Here is a 20775-nt window from a genome sequence, read left to right as displayed (position 1 = left end):
CGTAGTAAGTGAGGACATGAACTCCACCACTGCGCTGGTATTCGCGATACTCGCGCTGATCCTGGCTGGACCTGTGCCGGCGATGCTCGCCCGTGCGAGCTGGCCGTACCGGTCTCCTCGCGCTGCTCTGGTGCTGTGGCAGGCCATCGCCCTCGCGGCCGTGTTGTCGGCCTTCAGTTCCGGCCTCGCAATCGGCGGATTGCTGCTCGTGCCGGGCCCCGACGGCCGTCCGACCACGGCTCCGACCGACGAGATCGACGCCTTGGGCCTGCCTCTGTGGACCTTGTACGTGGTGGTGCTCGCGATCACTCTGGGCATCGGAGCGAAACTGATCTTCTCGGTGGCTCAGGTGGCGGTGCGTACCCGCCGTCGCCGCTCCCGTCATCGCATGTTGGTCGATCTGCTCGACCGGACCGACAAGAGCGACAATCCGTTCAGGGGCCTGCGTGATGCAGACATCCGGGTTCTGGACGCGGCGGAACCGATTGCGTATTGCCTGCCCGGACTACGGCAGCGGGTGGTGCTGAGCCGCGGAACGCTTGCCAGCCTCTCCGAAGCGGAGGTGACCGCGATCCTCAGCCACGAGCGATCACACCTACGATCCCGGCACGATCTCGTACTGGAAGCGTTCACCGCGGTCAACGAGGCGTTCCCCAGAATTGTTCGTAGCAAGTCCGCCCTGAGCAGCGTTCAGCTGTTGGTCGAACTGCTGGCCGATGACACGGCGGTCAAGGTCACCGGACCCACCCCTCTCGCGCGCGCACTCGTGACGTGTGCCGGATCCACCGCACCGCGGGGTGCCATGGCAGCCGGCGGACCGCACACACTCATTCGCGTCCAGCGGTTGAGCGGGCCGGGCAGCGACGTCCGGATCGCCGCTGTGGCATATCTGGCCGCCGTCGTCATACTCGTGCTGCCGACCATCTACGTTGCGATGCCGTGGCTCGAAGAGCTGAGCAAACTCCTCGGCTGATCGAGCGCCTCCCCAGGGGGTCACGCAGGTCACACCCATCCGGGTGAACAAATGGCGGTACGTCCCGTACAGTAGAACTCGGTCGCCATCGCGACCAAGCAATCGAAATGGCACAAACAGCCCCACTTTATGCAGGTTCGACCTGCGTACCGATGGCCAGGTGACAGTGCCCTGGCTCGTATCAATGTGTTCTGGCTGTTTTTCGTGTTTCCCTTCTCGTCGGGTCTCTCAGCTTCGGGCTTATTGGCGTGCCCGCAATCCGGAGAGGCTTTACTGCGTGACCAACGCTGTTTCCAATACCACCGTTTCCCCCGAGTCCGACTCGACGGCCGTACCGACGCCCGCAGCGGCACCGGCGTTCACTTTCGCCGAGCTCGGTCTGCCCGAGGCAGTCGTCGCGGCTCTCGCTCGTAACTCGATCACCGTGCCGTCCCCCATCCAGGAAAAGGCGCTTCCCGACGCCATCGCCGGCAAGAACGTCCTCGGTCGCGCGCAGACAGGTTCGGGCAAGACCCTCGCCTTCGGCCTGCCGATTCTGCAGCGCCTGTCGCTGCACACCGATCGACCGGCCGCCAAGCGCCCGCGTTCGCTCGTACTGGTTCCCACCCGCGAACTCGCGTTCCAGGTAGTCGAGTCGCTCGCTCCCTACGCCAACGCACAGGGCCTCCGGGTCATGCCTGCCGTCGGCGGCACCCCGTTCAACAAGCAGGTCGAGCAGCTTCGCCGCGGAGTCGACGTACTGGTCGCCACTCCGGGACGACTGGCAGATCACCTGCGTCAGGGCACCTGCATCCTCGACTCCATCGAGATCACCGCGCTCGACGAGGCCGATCAGATGGCCGATATGGGCTTCCTGCCCGAGGTGCGCGCCGTACTCGCCGATACACCCGCAGACGGACAGCGGATGCTGTTCTCGGCCACCCTCGACCGCGAGGTCCAGTCACTGGTTCGCCAGTTCCTGCCCGACCACGTCGAGCACTCCACCCAGGACGGCAAGGCCAGCGTCCGAACCATGGACCACTACGTCCTCATGGTCGACCGCGGCCAGAAGGATCTGGTGCTCTCGGAGATCGGTGCCCGTGAAGGCGGCCGCACCATCATGTTCGCGCGCACCAAGCTGGGCTGCGACGGCATCACCGATCGCCTGCGCGCCCTCGGCATCGCTGCAGAGTCGCTGCACGGCGGCAAGGCACAGAACCAGCGCACCCGAGTGCTCGAGCGATTCAAGAACGGTCGCACCCCTGTTCTCGTGGCCACCGACGTCGCGGCCCGCGGAATTCACGTCGACGGAATCGACCTGGTCGTACACGTCGATCCGCCCGCCGACCACAAGGACTACCTGCACCGCGCCGGCCGCACGGCACGCGCCGGAGAAAAGGGCACCGTCGTCGCGATCGTGCTCCCCAATCAGCGTCGTCAGGTTCTGCGTTTGACCGGGATGGCCGGCGTCAAGGCCACCGCGGTCAACGTCTCCCCCGGTTCGGCCGAACTCAACAGCATCACCGGAGCCAAGAAGCCGACCGGTGAGCCGTTGCGTGCCGAATCCACCCCGCGTGATCGCAACAGCCGCCCGCGCACCGGTGGCTACCAGGGGTCCAACCCCCGCAGCGGTGGCTACCAGGGGTCCAACCCGCGCAGCGAAGGCGGCTACCAGGGTGACCGTCCCCGCACCGGATACCAGGGATCGAGCCCTCGCACCGGCGGCTACCAGGGATCCAACCCGCGCAGCGAAGGCGGCTACCAGGGTGACCGTCCCCGCACGGGATACCAGGGATCGAGCCCTCGCACCGGCGGCTACCAGGGATCCAACCCGCGCAGCGAAGGCGGCTACCAGGGTGACCGCCCGCGTCGCTCCGACTCGAGCTCGTACCGCGGCTCAGAGGGTCGCGGTTACGAAGGTCGCGGCTCGGACAACCGTGGCTCGGACAACCGTCGTCCCGCATCCGCCCCGCGCCAGGACGAGAACCGGTCGGGTGGGTTCCGTAGCCGCACCGAGCGTCGTTCGTACGACGGTTTCGACGGGCCTGCACGCAGCCACTGATCGATCGTTCGAGGCGAAGCCCTGATTCGACGGGCTTCGTCGCTCGAACCACGAGGTGCCGCATTCTTCGCGAATGCGGCACCTTTTTCGTCGTGTCGGCCGGCGTCGCACCCGACCCAGGGGGTTGGCTCGCGCGAAATCGCGCGGCAAGGAAAGCTGTCTGTATGACCTCAGCAGCAAAAGAGACAGAACTGGCTCAGATCGGAGTCACCGGACTCGCCGTCATGGGCTCCAACATCGCGCGTAACTTCGCCCACCACGGGCACACTGTCGCGTTGCACAACCGCAGTATCGCGAAAACCGACGCGTTGATCGCCGAGCACGGTACCGAGGGCAACTTCATCCGTACCGAGACCATCGAGGAGTTCGTGGCCGCGCTGGCGAAGCCGCGGCGCGTGCTCATCATGGTGAAGGCAGGCGACCCGACAGATGCGGTGATCGAGGAACTCGCCGGTGTGATGGAGGAAGGCGACATCATCATCGACGGCGGCAACGCGCTCTACACGGATACGATCCGCCGCGAGGCGGCCATGAAGGACCGCGGTCTGCTATTCGTCGGTGCCGGTATTTCCGGCGGCGAAGAGGGCGCGCTCAACGGCCCGTCGATCATGCCGGGTGGCCCGGCCGAGTCCTACAAGGCACTGGGACCGTTGCTCGAGTCCATCGCTGCGCAGGTGGACGGCACGCCGTGCTGCACCCACATCGGGCCCGACGGCTCCGGCCACTTCGTCAAGATGGTGCACAACGGCATCGAATACGCCGATATGCAGCTCATCGGCGAGGCGTACAACCTCTTTCGCGACGCGCTCGGGTACACGCCTGCCCAGGTTGCAGACGTCTTCACCGAGTGGAACAAGGGCGATCTGGAGAGCTACCTCGTCGAGATCACTGCGGAGGTCCTTCGCCAGGTCGACGCGAAGACCGGGCAGCCACTGGTCGATGTGATCGTCGATGCTGCCGAACAGAAGGGCACCGGTCGATGGACCGTCAAGGCGGCACTCGATCTCGGAGTGCCCGTGACCGGCATCGCCGAGGCAGTGTTCGCACGGGCTCTGTCGGGATCGCGAGCCCAGCGCAAGGCCGCTGTCGGCCTCGCATCGGGAACATTGGCCGACAAGCCGACCGATGCCGAGCAGTTCACCCACGACATCAGCCGGGCGCTGTACGCGTCGAAGATCGTCGCCTACGCACAGGGCTTCGATCAGATCGCGGCGGGTAGCGCCGAATACGATTGGAATCTGCATCCGGGCGATCTCGCCACGATCTGGCGTGGTGGCTGCATCATTCGGGCGCGATTCCTGAACCGCATCAAGGACGCGTACGACGACAACGCCGAACTACCGAGCCTCATCCTGGCGCCGTACTTCCGTGACGCCATCGAGAACGCGATCGACAGTTGGCGGCGCGTCGTCATCACGGCTGCGTCGCTCGGCATCCCGGTGCCTGCGTTCGCATCCTCGCTCTCGTACTACGACGCGCTGCGTGCCGAGCGTCTGCCTGCCGCCCTGACACAGGGACAGCGCGACTTCTTCGGTGCGCACACCTACGAGCGCACCGATTCCGAGGGCAAGTTCCACACTCTGTGGAGTGGAGATCGCTCCGAGATCGAAGCCTGACATCGGTCCCCCGCCGGTGGCACCGCGCGTACTTTCGTGCGGTGCCACCGGTGTGACCGGTCTTCGCTCGCTCAGAAGGGCACCGGCCCGAGTATGGGTTGCACCACCGTCGACGGAATTCCCTCCCACGGCAGTGCACCTTCGAGGTCCCTCCAGACGGCTTGTACGGCGCTGAAGCGTCCCGTGCCGTACACGTCGGAGGCGACGTACAGTATGTCCGCACAATCCGGTACGTCGATGGCCAGAAGATCGAATCCTGCTGCTGCACAACCGATTCCGGATTCGATGTCCAACATCCCCGACGCCACCGAAGTCCCCAGCGCGTTCAGGATCATCGAGGATTCACGTGGCCCGCGTCCCGTCACGACGATTTCGGGGCTGCCCAAGTCGGTGAGACCGACCGTGTAGCAGAACGCGGGATGAATGCCGTCTCGATCGACCTCCGATTCCACGTACTGCAGCGCCCACCCGAATGTCTCGATCGTTGCCCTCACATCATCGATGTATTTGTCGACACCGAACCCTCGGCACATCTTGCACATGACTCCCCCACCTTCGCCGTGCAACCGCCCCTGCGGAGATTGCGTCTCGAACGCCATTCGAACTCACGTTCTAGGACAAGTATTGCGTGCGGTACCGACAAGAACGGTCGAACGCGTCGTCGATGCGGCGGTAAGGTCAGCTCCATGCCGGGTCAATCCACTCGATCGTTCGCAGACCTCGGTCTCCCCGTCGTTCTGGTGCACTCCCTCAGGAATGCAGGTGCTCGCGACCCGTTTCCCATTCAGGTCGCGGCGATCCCCGATGCCCTTGCCGGACGGGACGTCCTCGGGCGCGCACCCACGGGCTCGGGTAAGACCCTGGCGTTCTCACTGCCGATTCTCGTCCACCTCGCCGGCAAGCGAAGCGCACCTGCGGCACCGCGCGGGTTGATTCTCGCCCCCACGCGGGAACTGGCACTGCAGATTCGTGAAGTACTCGACATCCACGGTGCCACCTTCGGACTTCGAACCGTCGGCGTCGTCGGAGGTGTTCCGCTCGAACGCAACGTCCGAGATATTCAGCGCGGAGTCGACATCGTGGTCGCGACTCCCGGCCGGCTCATCGATCTCCTCCAGCGACGCTCGATCACACTCGAGCATGTCGAGGTCACCGTTATCGACGAGGCAGATCGCATGGTGGACATGGGTTTCCTGCCTCAAGTCGATTCACTGCTCGCCGCCACCCCGGCACACGGTCAGAGGATGCTGTTCTCCGCGACGCTGGACGGGGAGGTCGACGGGCTGGTCGAGAAGTTTCTGAAAGACCCCGCTGTGCACTCCACCGCGGCAGCCGTCAGCGAACCCGACATGACCCATTTCGTCTTCCGAATCGACGCGGCCCGAAAGACCGAAGTCGCTGCCGCACTTGCCAACCGCGACGGGAAGACACTTCTGTTCCTACGGACCACCCATGCCGTCGATCGACTCACCGACGAGTGCCTCGCGCTGGGTGTGCCGGTATCGTCGTTGCACGGCAACAAGACTCAGGCGCACCGCACCCGATCGCTCGCGGCCTTCGGCGAGGGCACGTCCGTGGCTCTCATCGCAACCGACGTGGCAGCCCGCGGTGTTCACGTCGACGACGTGACGCTCGTGGTTCACGTCGATCCCCCGGTCGATTTCAAGGATTACCTGCACCGCGCCGGACGTACTGCACGTGCGGGTGCCCGCGGAACCGTCGTGACGCTGGCAACGGACGACCAGTTGGATCGCGTCCGATCGATGGCCGACGAGGCCGGCGTTGCCGCCACGGTCATCGATACCGATCTGGACCAGTCCGCGTGGCGTCGACCGACGGGCGCACGCACCCCGATCGGTCGACCGCTACCGGCCTCGGTACCGACGACGAGCGGTGCTGGGGCCGACCCCCGAACTGCGCGCGGTGCGGGCCGGACGGGTACGCCGGGCAGGCGTGGGCGGAGCGATGGCACCGGGAGCCGGCGGGGTGGCGGTAGCAGAGGACGACGCGGGTGACCGCGTCCTGGCCGGCGGTCGTACTCGCGCTGATTTCGGCGTTCCTGTTCGCCTGCGCGTCGGTCGCGCAACAGAGTGCGGCCGCGTCCGTCCCCGAAGGTGAATCCCTCGTTTCGGCACTGGTGCGCAGCCCGCGGTGGTGGGTAGGGGTCCTCGGAGACGGCGGTGGCTATGCGGTTCAGATCGCCGCGCTGTGGGTCGGCTCGGTACTGATCGTCCAACCTCTGCTGGTGACAGCACTGCTGTTCGCTCTCCCGATGTCGGCAAAGCTGGTCGGGAGAACACTGCCCGCCACCACCTGGGCGCTCGCCGTGGCGATGGCCGCGGCACTCGCCGTCTTCATCGTGGTGGGCGACCCGAGCGAGGGCAATACCGACGCCCCTTTCGTGCAATGGCTCGTTCCACTGATCGTGGTGGCCGTCGTGGTCGGCTGCGCCGCCGCGGGCGGATTGCTGCTCACCTCGCCGGGAGTTCGGGCACTACTCCTCGGTGCAGCGGGAGGATTGCTGTTCGGCCTGGCGGCTGCGCTGACCAAGAACGTCACCGACCTCGTCGACGGTAACCCGGTCGAGGCGCTGACGGCCTGGCAGACCTACACGCTGATCGGATCCGGCGTCGTCGGCTTCTACCTGCAGCAGCGTGCATTCCAGGTGGGTCCGCTGTCGGCGTCGATGCCGGCCGTGACGATCTGTGAACCACTCGGCGCGGCGTTCGTCGGAGTCACTGTCCTGAACGAGCGAATCAGAACCGAGGGCGCAGCCCTGACGGTCATCGTCGTGGCCGTGGCCGTCATGGTCGTCACGACGGTCCTGCTGTCGCGTACGCAGGCTGCGAACGCGTCCGAACCGACCGCTCGGGACGGGGCGTCGAACCCAGGAAGTCCATCCGACCGGTAGTCTCGATCAACGTGCAGTTCCTCGATGGTCACCAGCCGCCCTACGATCTCACCTACGACGACGTCTTCCTCGTCCCGAACCGGACCGATGTCACTTCTCGTTTCGACGTGGACCTCAGCACGGTCGACGGGTCGGGAACGACCATTCCGATCGTGGTGTCGAACATGACCGCAGTATCGGGTCGGCGGATGGCCGAGACCGTCGCACGACGCGGTGCCATTGCCGTCATTCCGCAGGACCTGCCCACCGAGGCCGTCGCCGAAACGGTCGCATTCGTCAAGAGCAGAGATCTCGTTGCCGACACACCGGTCGTTCTCGGCCCCAACGCCTCGGTCTCCGATGCGCTCGCCCTGGTGCACAAGCGCGCTCATGGATCCGTGGTGATCGTCGAGCACGGCAAGCCCGTCGGTGTCGTCACCGAGAGCGCCTGCGCGGACGTCGATCGCTTCGCTCGGCTCAGCTCGGTGGCCGCGACCGACTTCGTGCGGGTGGCCCGCAACGCCTCACCCAAAGAGGTCTTCGAGCTGATGGAGGCCGCCCACGCCCGGCTCGCGATCGTCGTCGAGGACGACGGTTCGTTGGCCGGTGTGGTGACGAACACCGGTGCCGTCCGCACCGGCATCTACGCTCCTGCCGTCGACGCGTCGGGACGGCTGCGGATCGCTGCCGCGGTCGGCATCAACGGCGACGTGGCGAAGAAGGCGACGGCACTGGTCGAGGCCGGTGCCGACGTCCTGGTGATGGATACCGCCCACGGGCACCAACAGAAGATGCTCGAAGCGTTGGCCGAAGTGCGTTCGCTCGATCTCGGCGTACCGCTCGCCGCCGGCAACGTCGTCTCCGCTCAGGGCACCCGTGACCTGGTGGCGGCGGGTGCGGACATAGTCAAGGTCGGTGTCGGCCCCGGGGCCATGTGCACCACTCGCATGATGACCGGCGTGGGTCGGCCGCAGTTCTCGGCCGTGGCCGACTGTTCGGCTGCCGCAGCCGAACTCGGTGCGTCGGTCTGGGCCGACGGCGGTGTTCGCCATCCTCGCGACGTCGCGCTCGCGCTCGCGGCCGGTGCCGCCAACGTCATGATCGGATCCTGGTTCGCGGGCACCTACGAATCTCCCGGAGACCTTCGCGTCGACGCGGCGGGCAACCGATACAAGGAAAGCTTCGGCATGGCGTCCAAGCGTGCCGTCGCGGCGCGCACTGCCACCGACGGGGCCTTCGACCGCGCCCGCAAGGCGTTGTTCGAGGAAGGGATTTCCAGTTCCCGGATGCGGCTGGATCCTGATCGTCCCGGCGTCGAAGACCTCATCGATCACATCTGCGCAGGTGTGCGCAGCACATGCACTTATGCCGGGGCCCGTTCCCTGCCCGAATTGGCCGAACGAGCCGTCCTCGGGGTCCAGTCGGCCGCAGGATTTGCCGAAGGGCGCCCCCTGCCGTCCGGGTGGTAACGCACCGAGACGGTTAGACTCACCCACTACGAGTTCGACGACGTTCGCTGTCGTTGCCCGCGCCGAGACGACAACGTCGACTCGGCGCGGATCGACGACGCGTCGGCCACCACCGGTGTGCCGCAACGCGAACCAGACAGAAGGGAATCAGGTGCCCGAGGCACCCACTATTTCGGTTGCCGGTTCGGCAACTGCGGAACAGCACGACGACGGTTCCACATCGGAGGGATCCTCTATCGAGCCGGGAGAGAAACCCGGCGACACCGATTTCGACAGGTCCCCGCAGACGAGCGGAGCGGTACTGCTCTCTCAACTTCGGCGGCGTTGACCTGTGGCCACTCTCGTCACCATCGTCAGCCTGATCGGCTTCGTGGCGCTGACGGCAGGTACTGCCCTCTTCGTCGCGGCAGAGTTCTCCCTCACTGCTCTCGAACGCAGTGCGGTCGAGTCTCAGGCCGAGAACGGCGACCTACGCTCGCGTCAAGTTCTGCATGCTCACAAGACGCTGTCTTTTCAGTTGTCGGGCGCGCAGTTGGGCATCACGATCACCACCCTCATCACCGGTTATCTCGCGGAGCCGGTGCTGGCAGGATTTATCAGGCCGGTGACCACCGCGCTGGGTGCCTCGGACTCTCTCGCGTCGGGCATCTCCCTCGCGGTGGCTCTGATCTTGGCCACGTCGTTCTCGATGATCTTCGGTGAACTGGTCCCCAAGAACATCGCCATTGCGAAACCGATGTCGACCGCGCGGGTCACAGCCGGAGCGATGGCCGGGTTCTCCCTGATCTTCAAATGGGCGATCAACGGACTCAACGGCTCGGCCAACTGGCTCGTGCGACGGCTCGGCATCGAACCGGCCGAGGAACTGCGTTCGGCGAGGTCACCGCAGGAGCTCGGTTCACTGGTCCGGACGTCGGCCCAGCAGGGCTCGATCGACGAGAACACCGCACGTCTGGTCGACCGGTCGTTGCAGTTCGGCGACCGCACCGCCGAGGAACTGATGACTCCGCGGGTCAAGATCGAGACTCTCGCCACCGACGCGACCGTCGCCGACCTGATCGAAACCGCTGCGCGAACGGGCTTTTCTCGGTTCCCGGTGGTCGACGGCGACCTGGACGACACCGTCGGCGTCGTACACATCAAGCATGCGTTCACGGTGGCCGGAGCGGACCGCCGGTCCACCACTGTCGAGTCCCTGGCGCGCGACGTTCCGGTCGTTCCGTCGAGCCTGGACGGCGACGCTGTGATGGAACGCGTACGAGCCGACGGAATGCAGGTAGCCCTCGTGGTGGACGAGTACGGCGGCACCGCAGGCATGGTGACGATGGAAGATCTGATCGAGGAGATCGTCGGCGACGTGCGCGACGAACACGACGAGCCGGAACTGGACGTCGCTCGTTCGGGCGACGGCTGGGACTGCGCGGGGCTGCTTCGCATCGACGAGGTTGCGTCGGCGACGGGCTATTCGGCCCCGGAAGGCGAATACGAAACCATCGGGGGCCTGGTACTGATGCAACTCGGCCGGATTCCATCAGAGGGAGACGCGGTGCTTCTACCGTCCCCGGCGACGGAGGACGTCCCCGACGGCGACGGCGGGTGGATGGCGCGCGTGATCCGCATGGACGGCCGCCGTATCGATCGTGTGCTGATCCTGCCGGTCGACGCCGAAGCAGTGGCGCGTCTGCGATCGGACGGTGAGGTCGATGGGTGACTTTCTCGGGGTAGGTCTGGCAGTTCTGCTGCTGGCCGGAAACGCCTTCTTCGTCGGTGCCGAGTTCGCACTGATCTCAGCTCGCCGTGATCGTCTCGAAGCATTGCTGGCGCAGGGCAAGAAGCGCGCGCAGAGCGTCATCGAGGCCGGTCAGAATCTGTCGCAGATGCTCGCCGCGGCACAACTCGGCATCACGATCTGCTCGATTCTGCTCGGCCGCGTCGCCGAGCCCGCGGTCGCGCACTTGATCGAGGTGCCCCTGGAGCTGGTCGGCATCCCCGGCTCGTTCCTGCACCCGATCGCCTTCGCCATCGCGCTGACACTCGTCGTCGTTCTGCACATCCTCGTCGGCGAGATGGTCCCGAAGAACATCGCCATCGCCGGCCCGGAGAGCACCGCCATGGTGCTCGTGCCCATCCACCTGATGTTCATCAAGGTGGCGTTGCCCCTGATCTCGTTCTACAACCTGTGCGCCAACCTGACGCTGCGCATGCTTCGCATCGAGCCCAAGGACGAACTGAGTTCGTCCGTCTCGGCGGTGGAGCTGTCGCAGATGATCGGCGAATCGCGCTCGGAGGGACTGATCGACGCCGAGGAACACCGCAGATTGCGCCAGGCTCTCGAGACCTCGGGCCGAACCGTGGCCGAGGTTCTGATTCCCTCGCATCAGGTTCGGAGTATCGAGCTGTCCGGGCCGGACCACACTCTCGGTCCGACCCTCGGTTCGGTGGAACGCGCAGTCATCGAAACCGGGTTCTCTCGGTACCCGGTGCGTGATGCGAGCGGTTCCCTGGTGGGCTATCTGCACCTGAAGGACGTGCTCGACGACATGGCCGACGACTCCGCCGGCCCGGAGACCGTCATTCCCCGCAGCGACGTCAGGGCCCTGCCGGTGGTGTCCATAGACACCGTGCTCGACGACGCGCTGACGAAGCTGCGGCGCGCCAGTAGCCACCTCGGTGCCGTGCACGATGCGACCGGTGCCACGGTCGGCATCGTCGCGCTGGAGGATCTGGTGGAGGAGTTCGTGGGCACGGTTCGAGACGGGACTCACCGTGTCGCCGGTCCCCGACCGGGTCAGTCCGCACCTACCGGTACCCCGCGGAACGTCTGAATGGGCGGATCGGCAACGCTGACCGAGGCGGAGTGGACTGCCCGGCGAGACGTGCACTCGGCGCGGGTGGAGAGTCTCGTCGGCAGCTATCTGGTCGATCGCGGACACGGCAATGTGCATCCGGTGGTGGATTTCTTGTTCACCTACTACAGCCATCGCCCGGGTCAGTTGCGCCGATGGAATCCCGGCCACGGCACGGTTCTGACGGGCGATCGGGCGCGTGACTTCGCCGAGTTCGCCTCGTACGAGCAGGTCGAGACTGCGGACGGTCCAGGATTCCGGGTGCGGTCGGATCTGCTCGAGCGACGCCGGCCCAGCATCGAGTTCGTTCTGGGTCTGCTGTCGGCGACGCGGGAGCGAGCGCCCCTGCTCGGCTGCTTCGGTCTGCACGAATGGGCGATGGTCTACCGCGGCGGCGACTCGGCAGTCCGGCACAGCCAGGTCCCGTTGCGACTCGGTCACGAGGGAACCGACGCCGTGGTGGACTCGATGACGTTGCGGTGCACTCACTACGACGCCTACCGCTTCTTCACCGAGGACGCGGTACCGCGTAACGCCCTCGCGTTGTCCCCCGAGTCGCGCCTGGGGTCCGAGCAGCCCGGTTGCATCCACGCGTCGATGGATCTGTACAAGTGGTGCTACAAATTGGGTCCGTTGATCGACTCGGAGTTCGTGACCGACTGTTTCGAGTTGGCGTTGGAGGCGCGAACGATCGATATGCGCGCAAGTCCGTACGACCTGAGCGAGTACCATCTCGATCCCATCCGAATCGAAACTGCGGTTGGACGGGCAGAGTATGTTCGCGCGCAGGGAGAGCTGTCGGAAAAGGCCGCTCCCCTACGCTCGGCACTGGTGGATCGGTGTCGAAATCTGCTCACCGGCGGCGGGTTCGGCGTCGGACCTACCGCCGAGTAACATCGACAGCGTTGTCGTGGGGACACCGTCACCGGTGTCCGTGACCGGAAAGAGTGAGGAATTCATGACCGATCGTGTGCAGGCTGGTGGACTTCAGGTCGCCAAGGTCCTATTCGATTTCGTCGAGAAGGAGGCGCTGCCGGGTACCGACGTAGATTCGGAGGCCTTCTGGGCCGGTGCCGCGTCGGTGATCGCCGATCTCGCTCCCAAGAACAAAGCGTTGCTTGCCGTCCGTGACGAGATCCAGGGCAAGGTCGACGCGTGGCACGGCGAACATGCCGGTGCCGATTACGACCGCGCAGCGTACAAGACCTTCCTGAAAGAGATCGGCTACCTGCTCGACGAGCCTGCCGACTTCCAGATCACCACCTCCGGCGTGGACACCGAGATCACCACCACGGCCGGGCCGCAGCTGGTGGTTCCTGTGCTCAATGCACGCTTTGCGATCAATGCCTCCAACGCACGATGGGGCTCGCTCTACGACGCCCTCTACGGAACGGACGCCATTCCCGAGACCGACGGAGCCGAGAAGGGCTCGAGCTACAACAAGGTCCGCGGAGACAAGGTCATCGCGTTCGCGCGTGACTTCCTCGACGAGGCATTGCCGCTGAGCTCCGGCTCGCACGTCGGGACCACCGGATACGTCGTCGACGCCGCGTCGCTGACAGTGACGTTGGCCGATGGCAGCACCGTGGGCCTGAAGGATCCGGCACAGCTGTTGGGATACCAGGGCACACCCGATGCGCCGACGGCCATCCTGTTCGTGAACAACGGTTTGCACTTCGAGATCCAGATCGACCCCGAGAGCCCGATCGGCAAGACCGACGGAGCAGGCGTCAAGGACGTGCTGCTCGAGTCGGCTGTCACCACGATCATGGACTTCGAGGATTCGGTCGCCGCAGTCGATGCCGACGACAAGGTTCTGGGCTACCGCAACTGGCTCGGCCTGATGAAGGGCGATCTCACCGAGGAGGTCTCCAAGGGCGGCAAGACGTTCACTCGTGCGATGAACAAGGACCGCACCTACACCTCGGTCGACGGTTCCGAGTTGACGCTGCACGGCCGTTCGCTGCTGTTCGTCCGCAACGTCGGCCACCTGATGACCTCCGACGCGATCCTCGACGCCGAGGGCAACGAGGTCCCCGAGGGCATCCTCGATGCACTGTTCACCTCGCTCGCCGGTCTGCACTCGCTGACTCCGGACAACGTGCTCTCGAACTCGCGCACGGGCTCGCTCTACATCGTCAAGCCGAAGATGCACGGACCGGACGAGGTCGCCTTCACCGCCGAACTGTTCGGCCGGGTCGAGCAGGTTCTCGGCCTGCCCACCAACACGCTCAAGGTCGGCATCATGGACGAGGAGCGCCGCACGACGGTCAACCTCAAGGCCTGCATCCAGGCCGCGTCCGAGCGGGTCGTGTTCATCAACACCGGCTTCCTCGACCGCACCGGCGACGAGATTCACACCTCGATGGAGGCAGGGCCCGTCGTTCGCAAGGGAGCGATGAAGGGCGAGAAGTGGATTGCCGCCTACGAGGACTTCAATGTCGACACCGGGCTGGCGGCCGGCTTGCAGGGCAAGGCGCAGATCGGCAAGGGCATGTGGGCCATGCCCGATCTGATGCACGACATGCTCGAGCAGAAGATCGGCCACCCCAAGGCCGGCGCGAACACTGCGTGGGTTCCCTCCCCCACCGCAGCGACCCTGCACGCCTTGCACTATCACAAGGTCGACGTGTTCGCCCGTCAGCACGAGATCGCGAAAGCCAAGCGCGCCACCGTCGACGAGATCCTCGAGATCCCTCTCGCGCCGTCCACCGACTGGACCGACGAGGAGAAGCAGAACGAACTCGACAACAATTCGCAGTCCATCCTCGGTTATGTCGTGCGCTGGATCGACCACGGTGTCGGATGCTCCAAGGTGCCCGACATCAACGACATCGCTCTCATGGAAGACCGTGCGACGCTGCGCATTTCGAGCCAGTTCATCGCGAACTGGTTGCGGCACGGCATTGTCACCGAGGAGCAGGTGCGCGAATCGCTGAAGCGAATGGCACCGGTGGTCGACCGGCAGAACGCGTCCGATCCGACGTACAAGCCGTTGGCACCCGATTTCGACACCAACATCGCCTTCCAGGCTGCGAGTGATCTGATCTTCCAGGGCACGAGCCAGCCCAACGGGTACACCGAGCCGATCCTGCATCGTCGCCGACGGGAGTACAAGGCCGTCAACGCCTGACGGACTTGTCGACCACGTGGGTGAACACCGGAACTCAGGGCGCGGACGTTCCATAGCCGCCGGGCCCGTGATCGTCGTACTGACGATCGCGGTCCTGGTGGCAGCCGTGTTCGGATGGTTTGCGCTGCGTGATCGAATTTCGGATCAGGGGATCGAGGCAGCCGACACCTGCGTGGAGGGACCGGCCGTCCTCACCGTGGCGGCCGACCCCGACATCTCCGCCGCGATCGAACAGCTGGCAACACGATTCGACGCGACCGCCCCGGTAATTCGCGATCACTGTGTAACAGTAGAGGTTCGAGCCATCGCGTCCGATGCGGTGCGGGCGACACTGAACTCCGGCGCCGACAATTGGGATGTCGGTGCGCTCGGCGCTCGTCCAGGTCTGTGGATACCCCAGTCCTCGGCAGACGTCGAGGCCGTCGCCGACCGTGGAGCCATCGACGGTACGCCGCGGCCCGTCGCATCGAGTCCGATCGTCCTCGCTGCACCGAGCGCGGTGGCCGACGCCGTCGTCGCTGCAGGCTCTAGCTGGGCAGATCTGATACGACTGCAACGCAACCCGCAGGCTCTCGGACTCCCCGAGTGGGGTGGGCTTCGACTCGCCGTGCCGTCCGGCTCCGACACCGGCGCGAGCACTCTTGCGGTCACGGCCATCGCGGCAGGCGTACGCGGTGACCCGACCACCGCACTCACCGTCGATGAGGCCTCCTCGACGCCACTGGTGTCGGCGATGTCGGAGTTGGCGGTGACCGATACCGGCGCTGCCGCAACCTCGGCCTCCACCACGTACGACGCCCTCGCGGCGCTCGAGAATGCCGCAGGCCCCGACGCCGCCGTCCACGCGGTCCCGGTCACCGAACAGCAACTCGCGTCGACCGATTCCTCGACGCTGACCGCCGTTCGCCCACAGGGTGCAACGCCTGTCGCCGATCATCCGGCGGTCGTGCTCTCCGGTGACGAGACCTCCACCCGAGCAGCCGCGGCATTCGTGGATTTCGTTCGTCAGCCCGACGGTACGCAGACACTCCTGGACGCGGGATTCAGCGTGGACGAGCCCCAGGACGCGGGCATCGTCGCCCCACCATCGGGGCCGGTTGCCGACGCTCTGCTCGCTGTGCTTCGCAATCCGGTTCTGCCCCGCCGTGCCACTGTTCTACTCGACGTGTCCGAGTCGATGCGCACCACCGAAGGCGGTGCGACGCGGCTGCAGAACACTGTTCGCGCACTGAGCGAGCAGTTCCGACGAGTCCCCGACGCCACCGAACTCGGTCTGTGGAGTTTCAGCGAAGACCTGAACAACTCGCTGCCCTTCCGGGTGGATGTCCCGACCGGACCGATGACAGTTCCCGTCGGGACCACTCCGAGGCGCTCCGCCCTCGATGCGACCGCTGAGGCGTTGACGCCGGCAACCGGCTCGTTCACGTACGCGTCCGTCCTCGTCGCGTATCTCGACGCCGTGGCCGGTTACGTCCCCGGCCGCGTCAATTCGGTCGTGCTGATCACGGACGGCCCGGACGACTCACCCTTGTCGGCGGACGAGCTACTCACCGAACTGACATCGGCGTCCGATCCGGCGCGGCCGGTCGCGGTGAACGTCGTGCGCATCGGCGACGGCAGCCCTGCCCCCGTGTTCACCGACATCGCAGCTCGCACCGGCGGCACCGTGGACACGGTCCCGACATCGGATTCCCCAGACCTCCTCGATCGACTCGGAAAGTTGCTGTACTAGAACATGTCTCGTGTACTTTTTGTCGGCGTCTTCCTACTCCTCGTCACGCTCTTCCTGCACTGGCGGTTTCTCTCCGTAACGAGGGCACCGGCACGTGTCGGACGCCCTGCAGATCTGTTGCTGATACTTCTGTGGTTGTGCGCGGTGGTCGGCTTCGGCAGCGGCGTCGAGTTCGATCCGTCCTGGGCCCGTGGCCCGGCTTTCCTCGGCCTGACCTGGTTGGCGGTGGTGTTGTATCTGTTCCTCGGCACGGTCCTCGTTGCTCTTATCTGCACCGTCGTGCGGGTGATGTTCGCGCTGTCGCATCGTGATTCGACTGCTGTTCGGCTGCGCATATCGCGGGTCGGCTCCGTCGTCGTGGCTCTCGTCAGCGTCGTCGCAGTGGGGTACGGCCTCGTCGAAGCCGCCTCGCCTCGTGTCACACGCACCCAGGTTGCGCTCGACCGGTTGCCGGCCGAATTCGACGGTCTGCGAGTGGCATTGGTGTCCGATATTCACGCCGGACCGTCTCACGGTGCGGGCTTCGTGCGCACGGTCGTGGATTCGGTCAACGCGCAGCAGCCTGATGTCGTGCTGCTCGACGGCGATCTCATCGACGGGACAGTGGAGTTGGTCGGAGAAGACCTCGAGCCGCTGCGCGACCTCGAAGCCCCTCTCGGGGTCTTCGCTGTCAGCGGCAACCACGAGTTCTACGCGGGCGACGGCGGAGAGTGGCTCGACTTCTGGTCGACCCTCGACATCGACGTGTTGCGCAACGAGCGCACGACGATCACCCGTGATGGCGCTGCCATCGATATCGCCGGCATCAACGACGCCACTGCCCCGGAACCGTACGAACCGAATCTCGGCGCTGCGCTCGACGGCATCGACCCGGATCGCTTCGTGCTGTTGATGGCTCATCAGCCCAAGCAGGCTGTGGAGGCCTCCGAGCTGGGCGTGGACATGCAGGTGTCCGGACACACTCACGGCGGGCAGATCTGGCCGATCCGCTATCTGGTGCCGCTCCAGCAGCCCAGTGTCGAGGGGCTGGACACGATCGGTGACACCACGCTCTACACCACCCGCGGTGCAGGCGCGTGGGGTCCGCCGGTACGCGTAGCAGCCCCGCCCGAGATCGCGATGCTCGAACTCACGCGGGGCTGACCATCCGCTCGTCCATCGGGCGAACAGCAGGTCAGGCGAACGCCTCGATCGGCGGGCAGGAACACACCAGGTTGCGGTCGCCGTGCGCGCCGTCGATCCGCCGGACCGCGGGCCACACCTTCGGTCGGTCGTAGCCTGCGGGGTACGCCGCGAGTTCCCGCGAGTACGGGTGGTCCCAGTCTGCGACGAGGCATTGCGCCGTGTGCGGAGCGCCGCGCAACGGGTTGTCCTCTACGGTCCACTCGCCGGAGCCGACGCGGTCGATTTCCCTGCGGATGGAGATCATCGCGTCGCAGAATGCGTCGATCTCCTCCAGATTCTCGCTCTCGGTCGGCTCGACCATCAGGGTCCCCGGCACCGGGAAGCTCATCGTCGGCGCGTGGAAGCCGTAGTCCGCCAGTCTCTTCGCCACGTCGTCGACGGTGACGCCGGTGTCCTTGGTCAGACCTCGCAGATCGAGGATGCACTCGTGCGCCACCATGCCGTTGTCGCCGGTGTAGAGCACGGGGAAGTACTCGTCGAGGCGGCGCGCGATGTAGTTGGCCGACGCGATGGCGGTCAAGGTCGCCCGGCGCAGTCCCTGCGCACCCATCATCGCGATGTATGCCCACGTGATCGTCAGGATCGACGCGCTTCCGTACGGCGCGCCCGCAACGGTCGGACCGTCGCCCAGTTGCGGTGCCAGCGGGTGGCCGGGCAGGTACGGCTGCAGATGCGAACGGACGCCGATGGGTCCGACGCCGGGACCGCCACCGCCGTGCGGGATGCAGAAGGTCTTGTGCAGGTTCAGGTGACTGACGTCTCCGCCGAAACGACCCGGCCGAGCCAACCCGACCAGAGCGTTGAGGTTGGCACCGTCGACGTACACCTGTCCACCCGCGTCGTGCACCGCGGCGCAGATATCGGATATCTCGTGCTCGTACACACCGTGGGTGGAGGGGTAGGTGATCATGATGGCGGCGAGGGTGTCGGCGTGCTCGGCGATCTTGGCCCGCAGGTCGTCGACGTCGACGTCTCCGTTCGGTCGGCACGCCACCACGACGACGCGCATCCCGACCATCACCGCGGAGGCGGCGTTGGTGCCGTGTGCGCTCGACGGGATCAAGCAGACCGTGCGACCGGTGTCGCCGTTGGCCTGGTGGTATCGGCGGATCGCAAGTAGTCCCGCGTACTCGCCCTGGCTTCCTGCATTGGGCTGCAGGCTGACCGCGTCGTAGCCGGTGATGTCGACGAGCCACTGTTCGAGGTCGGCGATCACCCGGAGTAGTCCGGGAACGTCGGTCGACGGCGCGAACGGGTGTTGGCGCGCGAACTGAGGCCAGGTGATCGACTCCATTTCAGCGGTCGCGTTCAACTTCATCGTGCACGATCCCAGCGGGATCATGCTGCGGTCGAGGGCGATGTCCTTGTCCGACAGCGCGCGAAGGTAGCGCAGCATGGCTGTCTCGGTGCGGTAGCGCGTGAAGGCGGGATGCGTCAGGTACTCGGACGTGCGGGCCCAATCGGCCGGGACGGACTCGGCTCCCGGTCCGGCGGGCTCGGCACCGAATGCAGCGAGCACATCGACGATGTGAGCCTCCGTGGTTGCCTCGTCACAGGCGATCGCGACGTGATCGTCGTCGACCGGTCGGAGGTTGATACCGCGTTGTTTGGCGGCATCGACGACGGTGTGGGCCGCGCCGGGGACCGCGGCGAGCACGGTATCGAAGAACTCGGCATGCACCACGTCGATGCCCGCAGCCTGCAACCCTGCTGCGACGGTTCGAGCACGGGTGTTGACGCGAAGTGCGATCGCGCGCAGCCCATCCGCGCCGTGGTAGCTGGCGTACATCGCGGCCACGATGGCCAACAGCACCTGGGCGGTGCAGATGTTGGAGGTCGCCTTCTCACGGCGAATGTGCTGCTCGCGCGTCTGCAGGGCCAAGCGGTAGGCCCGATGTCCGTCTGCATCGACGGACACTCCGACCAACCTCCCGGGCAGCTGGCGCGAGTGCCCGGAGCGCACTGCGAGATAACCGGCATGCGGACCGCCGTACCCCATCGGAACCCCGAAGCGCTGGGTGGTTCCGAAGCAGACGTCGGCACCGATTTCGCCGGGCGCGGTCACCAGGGTGGCGGCCAGCAGATCGACCCCGACTGCAACCAGCGCACCGCGCTCGTGTGCTGCTTCGATCGTGGCGGTGTGGTCCACCAGACGGCCTGATGCTCCCGGCAGCTGCGCCAGCACTCCGAAGAAGTCGCCTTCGGGCAGGCCGTCGGCGAGGTCGGCGTACACCAGCTCGATCCCGAGGGGTTCGGCGCGCGTGGCGAGGACGGCTTTGGTCTGCGGGAAGATATCCGAATCGACGACGAGGCGGGGTGACTTCGAGCCTCGGTTGGCGCGACGCATGAGCGTCATGGATTCGGCTGCGGCAGTGGACTCGTCGAGCATGGAGGCATTCGCGACATCCATACCGGTCAGGTCCGACACCATCGTCTGGAAATTGAGCAGTGCCTCGAGTCGGCCCTGACTGATCTCGGGCTGATAGGGGGTGTAGGCGGTGTACCAGGCCGGATTCTCCAGGATGCCGCGCGTGAGCACCGGAGGCGTCAGGGTGTCGTAGTAGCCCAGGCCGATCATCGAGGTGGCCACCGTGTTGCGGCCGGCGAGATCGGCCAGCGCGGCCAGCGCATCGTGCTCGCTCAGAGCAGGCGGCAATGTTGCCAGGCCATCGGGAACCCCGTCGACGACGGTATCGAGAATGGACTCGGGAACAGCCTTGCGGGCCAGCTCGTCGAGGCCGTCGACACCGATTGCATCGAGAATGCGGGCCAGTTCGGTGGTGTCGGGGCCGATGTGTCTGTCGACGAAAGCCGATGCGGTCGAAGTCATTCGGTCGGTCACGGTCTACTCCCAGGGGTCCCAAGACAAGGCGTCGGACGGCCGGGGCAT

14 protein-coding genes are annotated in these 20775 nt (G+C 65.8%); 12 read left to right on the top strand and 2 right to left on the bottom strand.

Annotation, left to right across the window (positions count from 1 at the left end; translation table 11 throughout):
* The first annotated feature begins 16 nt into the window (after window positions 1-16).
* From J2X62_RS14230 to gndA, 3 genes are all read left to right on the top strand, one after another.
* On the top strand, window positions 17-973 hold the full coding sequence (locus J2X62_RS14230) for a M56 family metallopeptidase (protein WP_310181361.1): 957 nt from the start codon (window positions 17-19) through the stop codon (window positions 971-973).
* A gap of 277 nt (window positions 974-1250) precedes the next feature.
* Window positions 1251-3014 carry a DEAD/DEAH box helicase gene (locus J2X62_RS14225; protein ID WP_032370571.1) on the top strand — a complete coding sequence of 588 codons (1764 nt, stop codon included), beginning with the start codon at window positions 1251-1253 and terminating at the stop codon, window positions 3012-3014.
* Window positions 3015-3178: 164 nt separating this feature from the next.
* Complete coding sequence (gene gndA / locus J2X62_RS14220) at window positions 3179-4630, top strand: NADP-dependent phosphogluconate dehydrogenase (RefSeq protein ID WP_032366174.1); 1452 nt, start codon at window positions 3179-3181, stop codon at window positions 4628-4630.
* Window positions 4631-4701: 71 nt separating this feature from the next.
* On the opposite strand, the gene J2X62_RS14215 is transcribed toward gndA, so the two are convergent.
* Window positions 4702-5229 carry a DUF4262 domain-containing protein gene (locus tag J2X62_RS14215; RefSeq protein ID WP_052073772.1) on the bottom strand — a complete coding sequence of 176 codons (528 nt, stop codon included), beginning with the start codon at window positions 5227-5229 and terminating at the stop codon, window positions 4702-4704.
* A gap of 87 nt (window positions 5230-5316) precedes the next feature.
* Between J2X62_RS14215 and J2X62_RS14210 the strand changes: the two genes are divergently transcribed.
* The 9 genes from J2X62_RS14210 to J2X62_RS14170 all read left to right on the top strand — a co-directional run bounded on the left by J2X62_RS14210 (window position 5317) and on the right by J2X62_RS14170 (window position 17843).
* A complete protein-coding gene (locus tag J2X62_RS14210; protein WP_032366173.1) occupies window positions 5317-6645 on the top strand; it encodes a DEAD/DEAH box helicase in 1329 nt (442 codons plus the stop codon).
* Entirely contained in the window at window positions 6642-7541 is a 900-nt protein-coding gene (locus tag J2X62_RS14205) for a DMT family transporter (protein ID WP_032384324.1), read from the top strand. The genes J2X62_RS14210 and J2X62_RS14205 overlap by 4 nt, the downstream gene beginning before the upstream one ends.
* Window positions 7542-7552: 11 nt before the next feature.
* Window positions 7553-8989 carry a GuaB1 family IMP dehydrogenase-related protein gene (locus J2X62_RS14200; RefSeq protein ID WP_283542060.1) on the top strand — a complete coding sequence of 479 codons (1437 nt, stop codon included), beginning with the start codon at window positions 7553-7555 and terminating at the stop codon, window positions 8987-8989.
* 331 nt (window positions 8990-9320) lie between these two features.
* On the top strand, window positions 9321-10700 hold the full coding sequence (locus tag J2X62_RS14195; RefSeq protein ID WP_027497158.1) for a hemolysin family protein: 1380 nt from the start codon (window positions 9321-9323) through the stop codon (window positions 10698-10700).
* Window positions 10693-11814: a hemolysin family protein gene (locus J2X62_RS14190; RefSeq protein ID WP_032370576.1), complete on the top strand. Its 1122-nt coding sequence runs from the start codon at window positions 10693-10695 to the stop codon at window positions 11812-11814. Before J2X62_RS14195 ends, J2X62_RS14190 begins: the two co-directional genes overlap by 8 nt.
* The gene (locus J2X62_RS14185) at window positions 11815-12729 is read left to right on the top strand and encodes a 3-methyladenine DNA glycosylase (RefSeq protein WP_310181356.1); all 915 of its coding nucleotides are present in this window, start codon (window positions 11815-11817) and stop codon (window positions 12727-12729) included.
* 64 nt (window positions 12730-12793) lie between these two features.
* Window positions 12794-14968, top strand: coding sequence for a malate synthase G (locus tag J2X62_RS14180; RefSeq protein ID WP_222059447.1), 2175 nt, complete (start codon window positions 12794-12796; stop codon window positions 14966-14968).
* Window positions 14969-15035: 67 nt separating this feature from the next.
* Window positions 15036-16700 carry a VWA domain-containing protein gene (locus J2X62_RS14175; protein ID WP_310181354.1) on the top strand — a complete coding sequence of 555 codons (1665 nt, stop codon included), beginning with the start codon at window positions 15036-15038 and terminating at the stop codon, window positions 16698-16700.
* A gap of 3 nt (window positions 16701-16703) precedes the next feature.
* Window positions 16704-17843: a metallophosphoesterase gene (locus J2X62_RS14170; protein ID WP_310181353.1), complete on the top strand. Its 1140-nt coding sequence runs from the start codon at window positions 16704-16706 to the stop codon at window positions 17841-17843.
* 31 nt (window positions 17844-17874) lie between these two features.
* On the opposite strand, the gene gcvP is transcribed toward J2X62_RS14170, so the two are convergent.
* Window positions 17875-20715 carry an aminomethyl-transferring glycine dehydrogenase gene (gene gcvP, locus J2X62_RS14165; RefSeq protein ID WP_310181762.1) on the bottom strand — a complete coding sequence of 947 codons (2841 nt, stop codon included), beginning with the start codon at window positions 20713-20715 and terminating at the stop codon, window positions 17875-17877.
* Window positions 20716-20775 lie beyond the last annotated feature (60 nt).

Origin of the sequence: Rhodococcus sp. 3258, assembly GCF_031456475.1 — a bacterium.
GTDB lineage: Bacteria > Actinomycetota > Actinomycetes > Mycobacteriales > Mycobacteriaceae > Rhodococcoides > Rhodococcoides fascians.
Note: the sequence above shows the minus strand (reverse complement) of the source record. Positions and strands in the feature narration are given on the sequence as shown.

What these genes read in the sequence shown, in the direction of transcription:
- J2X62_RS14230 (WP_310181361.1), top strand. Translation starts at nt 17, where the DNA reads ATGAACTCCACCACTGCGCTGGTATTCGCGATACTCGCGCTGATCCTG.
- gndA (WP_032366174.1), top strand. Translation starts at nt 3,179, where the DNA reads ATGACCTCAGCAGCAAAAGAGACAGAACTGGCTCAGATCGGAGTCACC.
- J2X62_RS14215 (WP_052073772.1), bottom strand. Translation starts at nt 5,229, where the DNA reads ATGGCGTTCGAGACGCAATCTCCGCAGGGGCGGTTGCACGGCGAAGGT.
- J2X62_RS14210 (WP_032366173.1), top strand. Translation starts at nt 5,317, where the DNA reads ATGCCGGGTCAATCCACTCGATCGTTCGCAGACCTCGGTCTCCCCGTC.
- J2X62_RS14190 (WP_032370576.1), top strand. Translation starts at nt 10,693, where the DNA reads ATGGGTGACTTTCTCGGGGTAGGTCTGGCAGTTCTGCTGCTGGCCGGA.
- J2X62_RS14185 (WP_310181356.1), top strand. Translation starts at nt 11,815, where the DNA reads ATGGGCGGATCGGCAACGCTGACCGAGGCGGAGTGGACTGCCCGGCGA.
- J2X62_RS14180 (WP_222059447.1), top strand. Translation starts at nt 12,794, where the DNA reads ATGACCGATCGTGTGCAGGCTGGTGGACTTCAGGTCGCCAAGGTCCTA.
- J2X62_RS14170 (WP_310181353.1), top strand. Translation starts at nt 16,704, where the DNA reads ATGTCTCGTGTACTTTTTGTCGGCGTCTTCCTACTCCTCGTCACGCTC.
- gcvP (WP_310181762.1), bottom strand. Translation starts at nt 20,715, where the DNA reads ATGACTTCGACCGCATCGGCTTTCGTCGACAGACACATCGGCCCCGAC.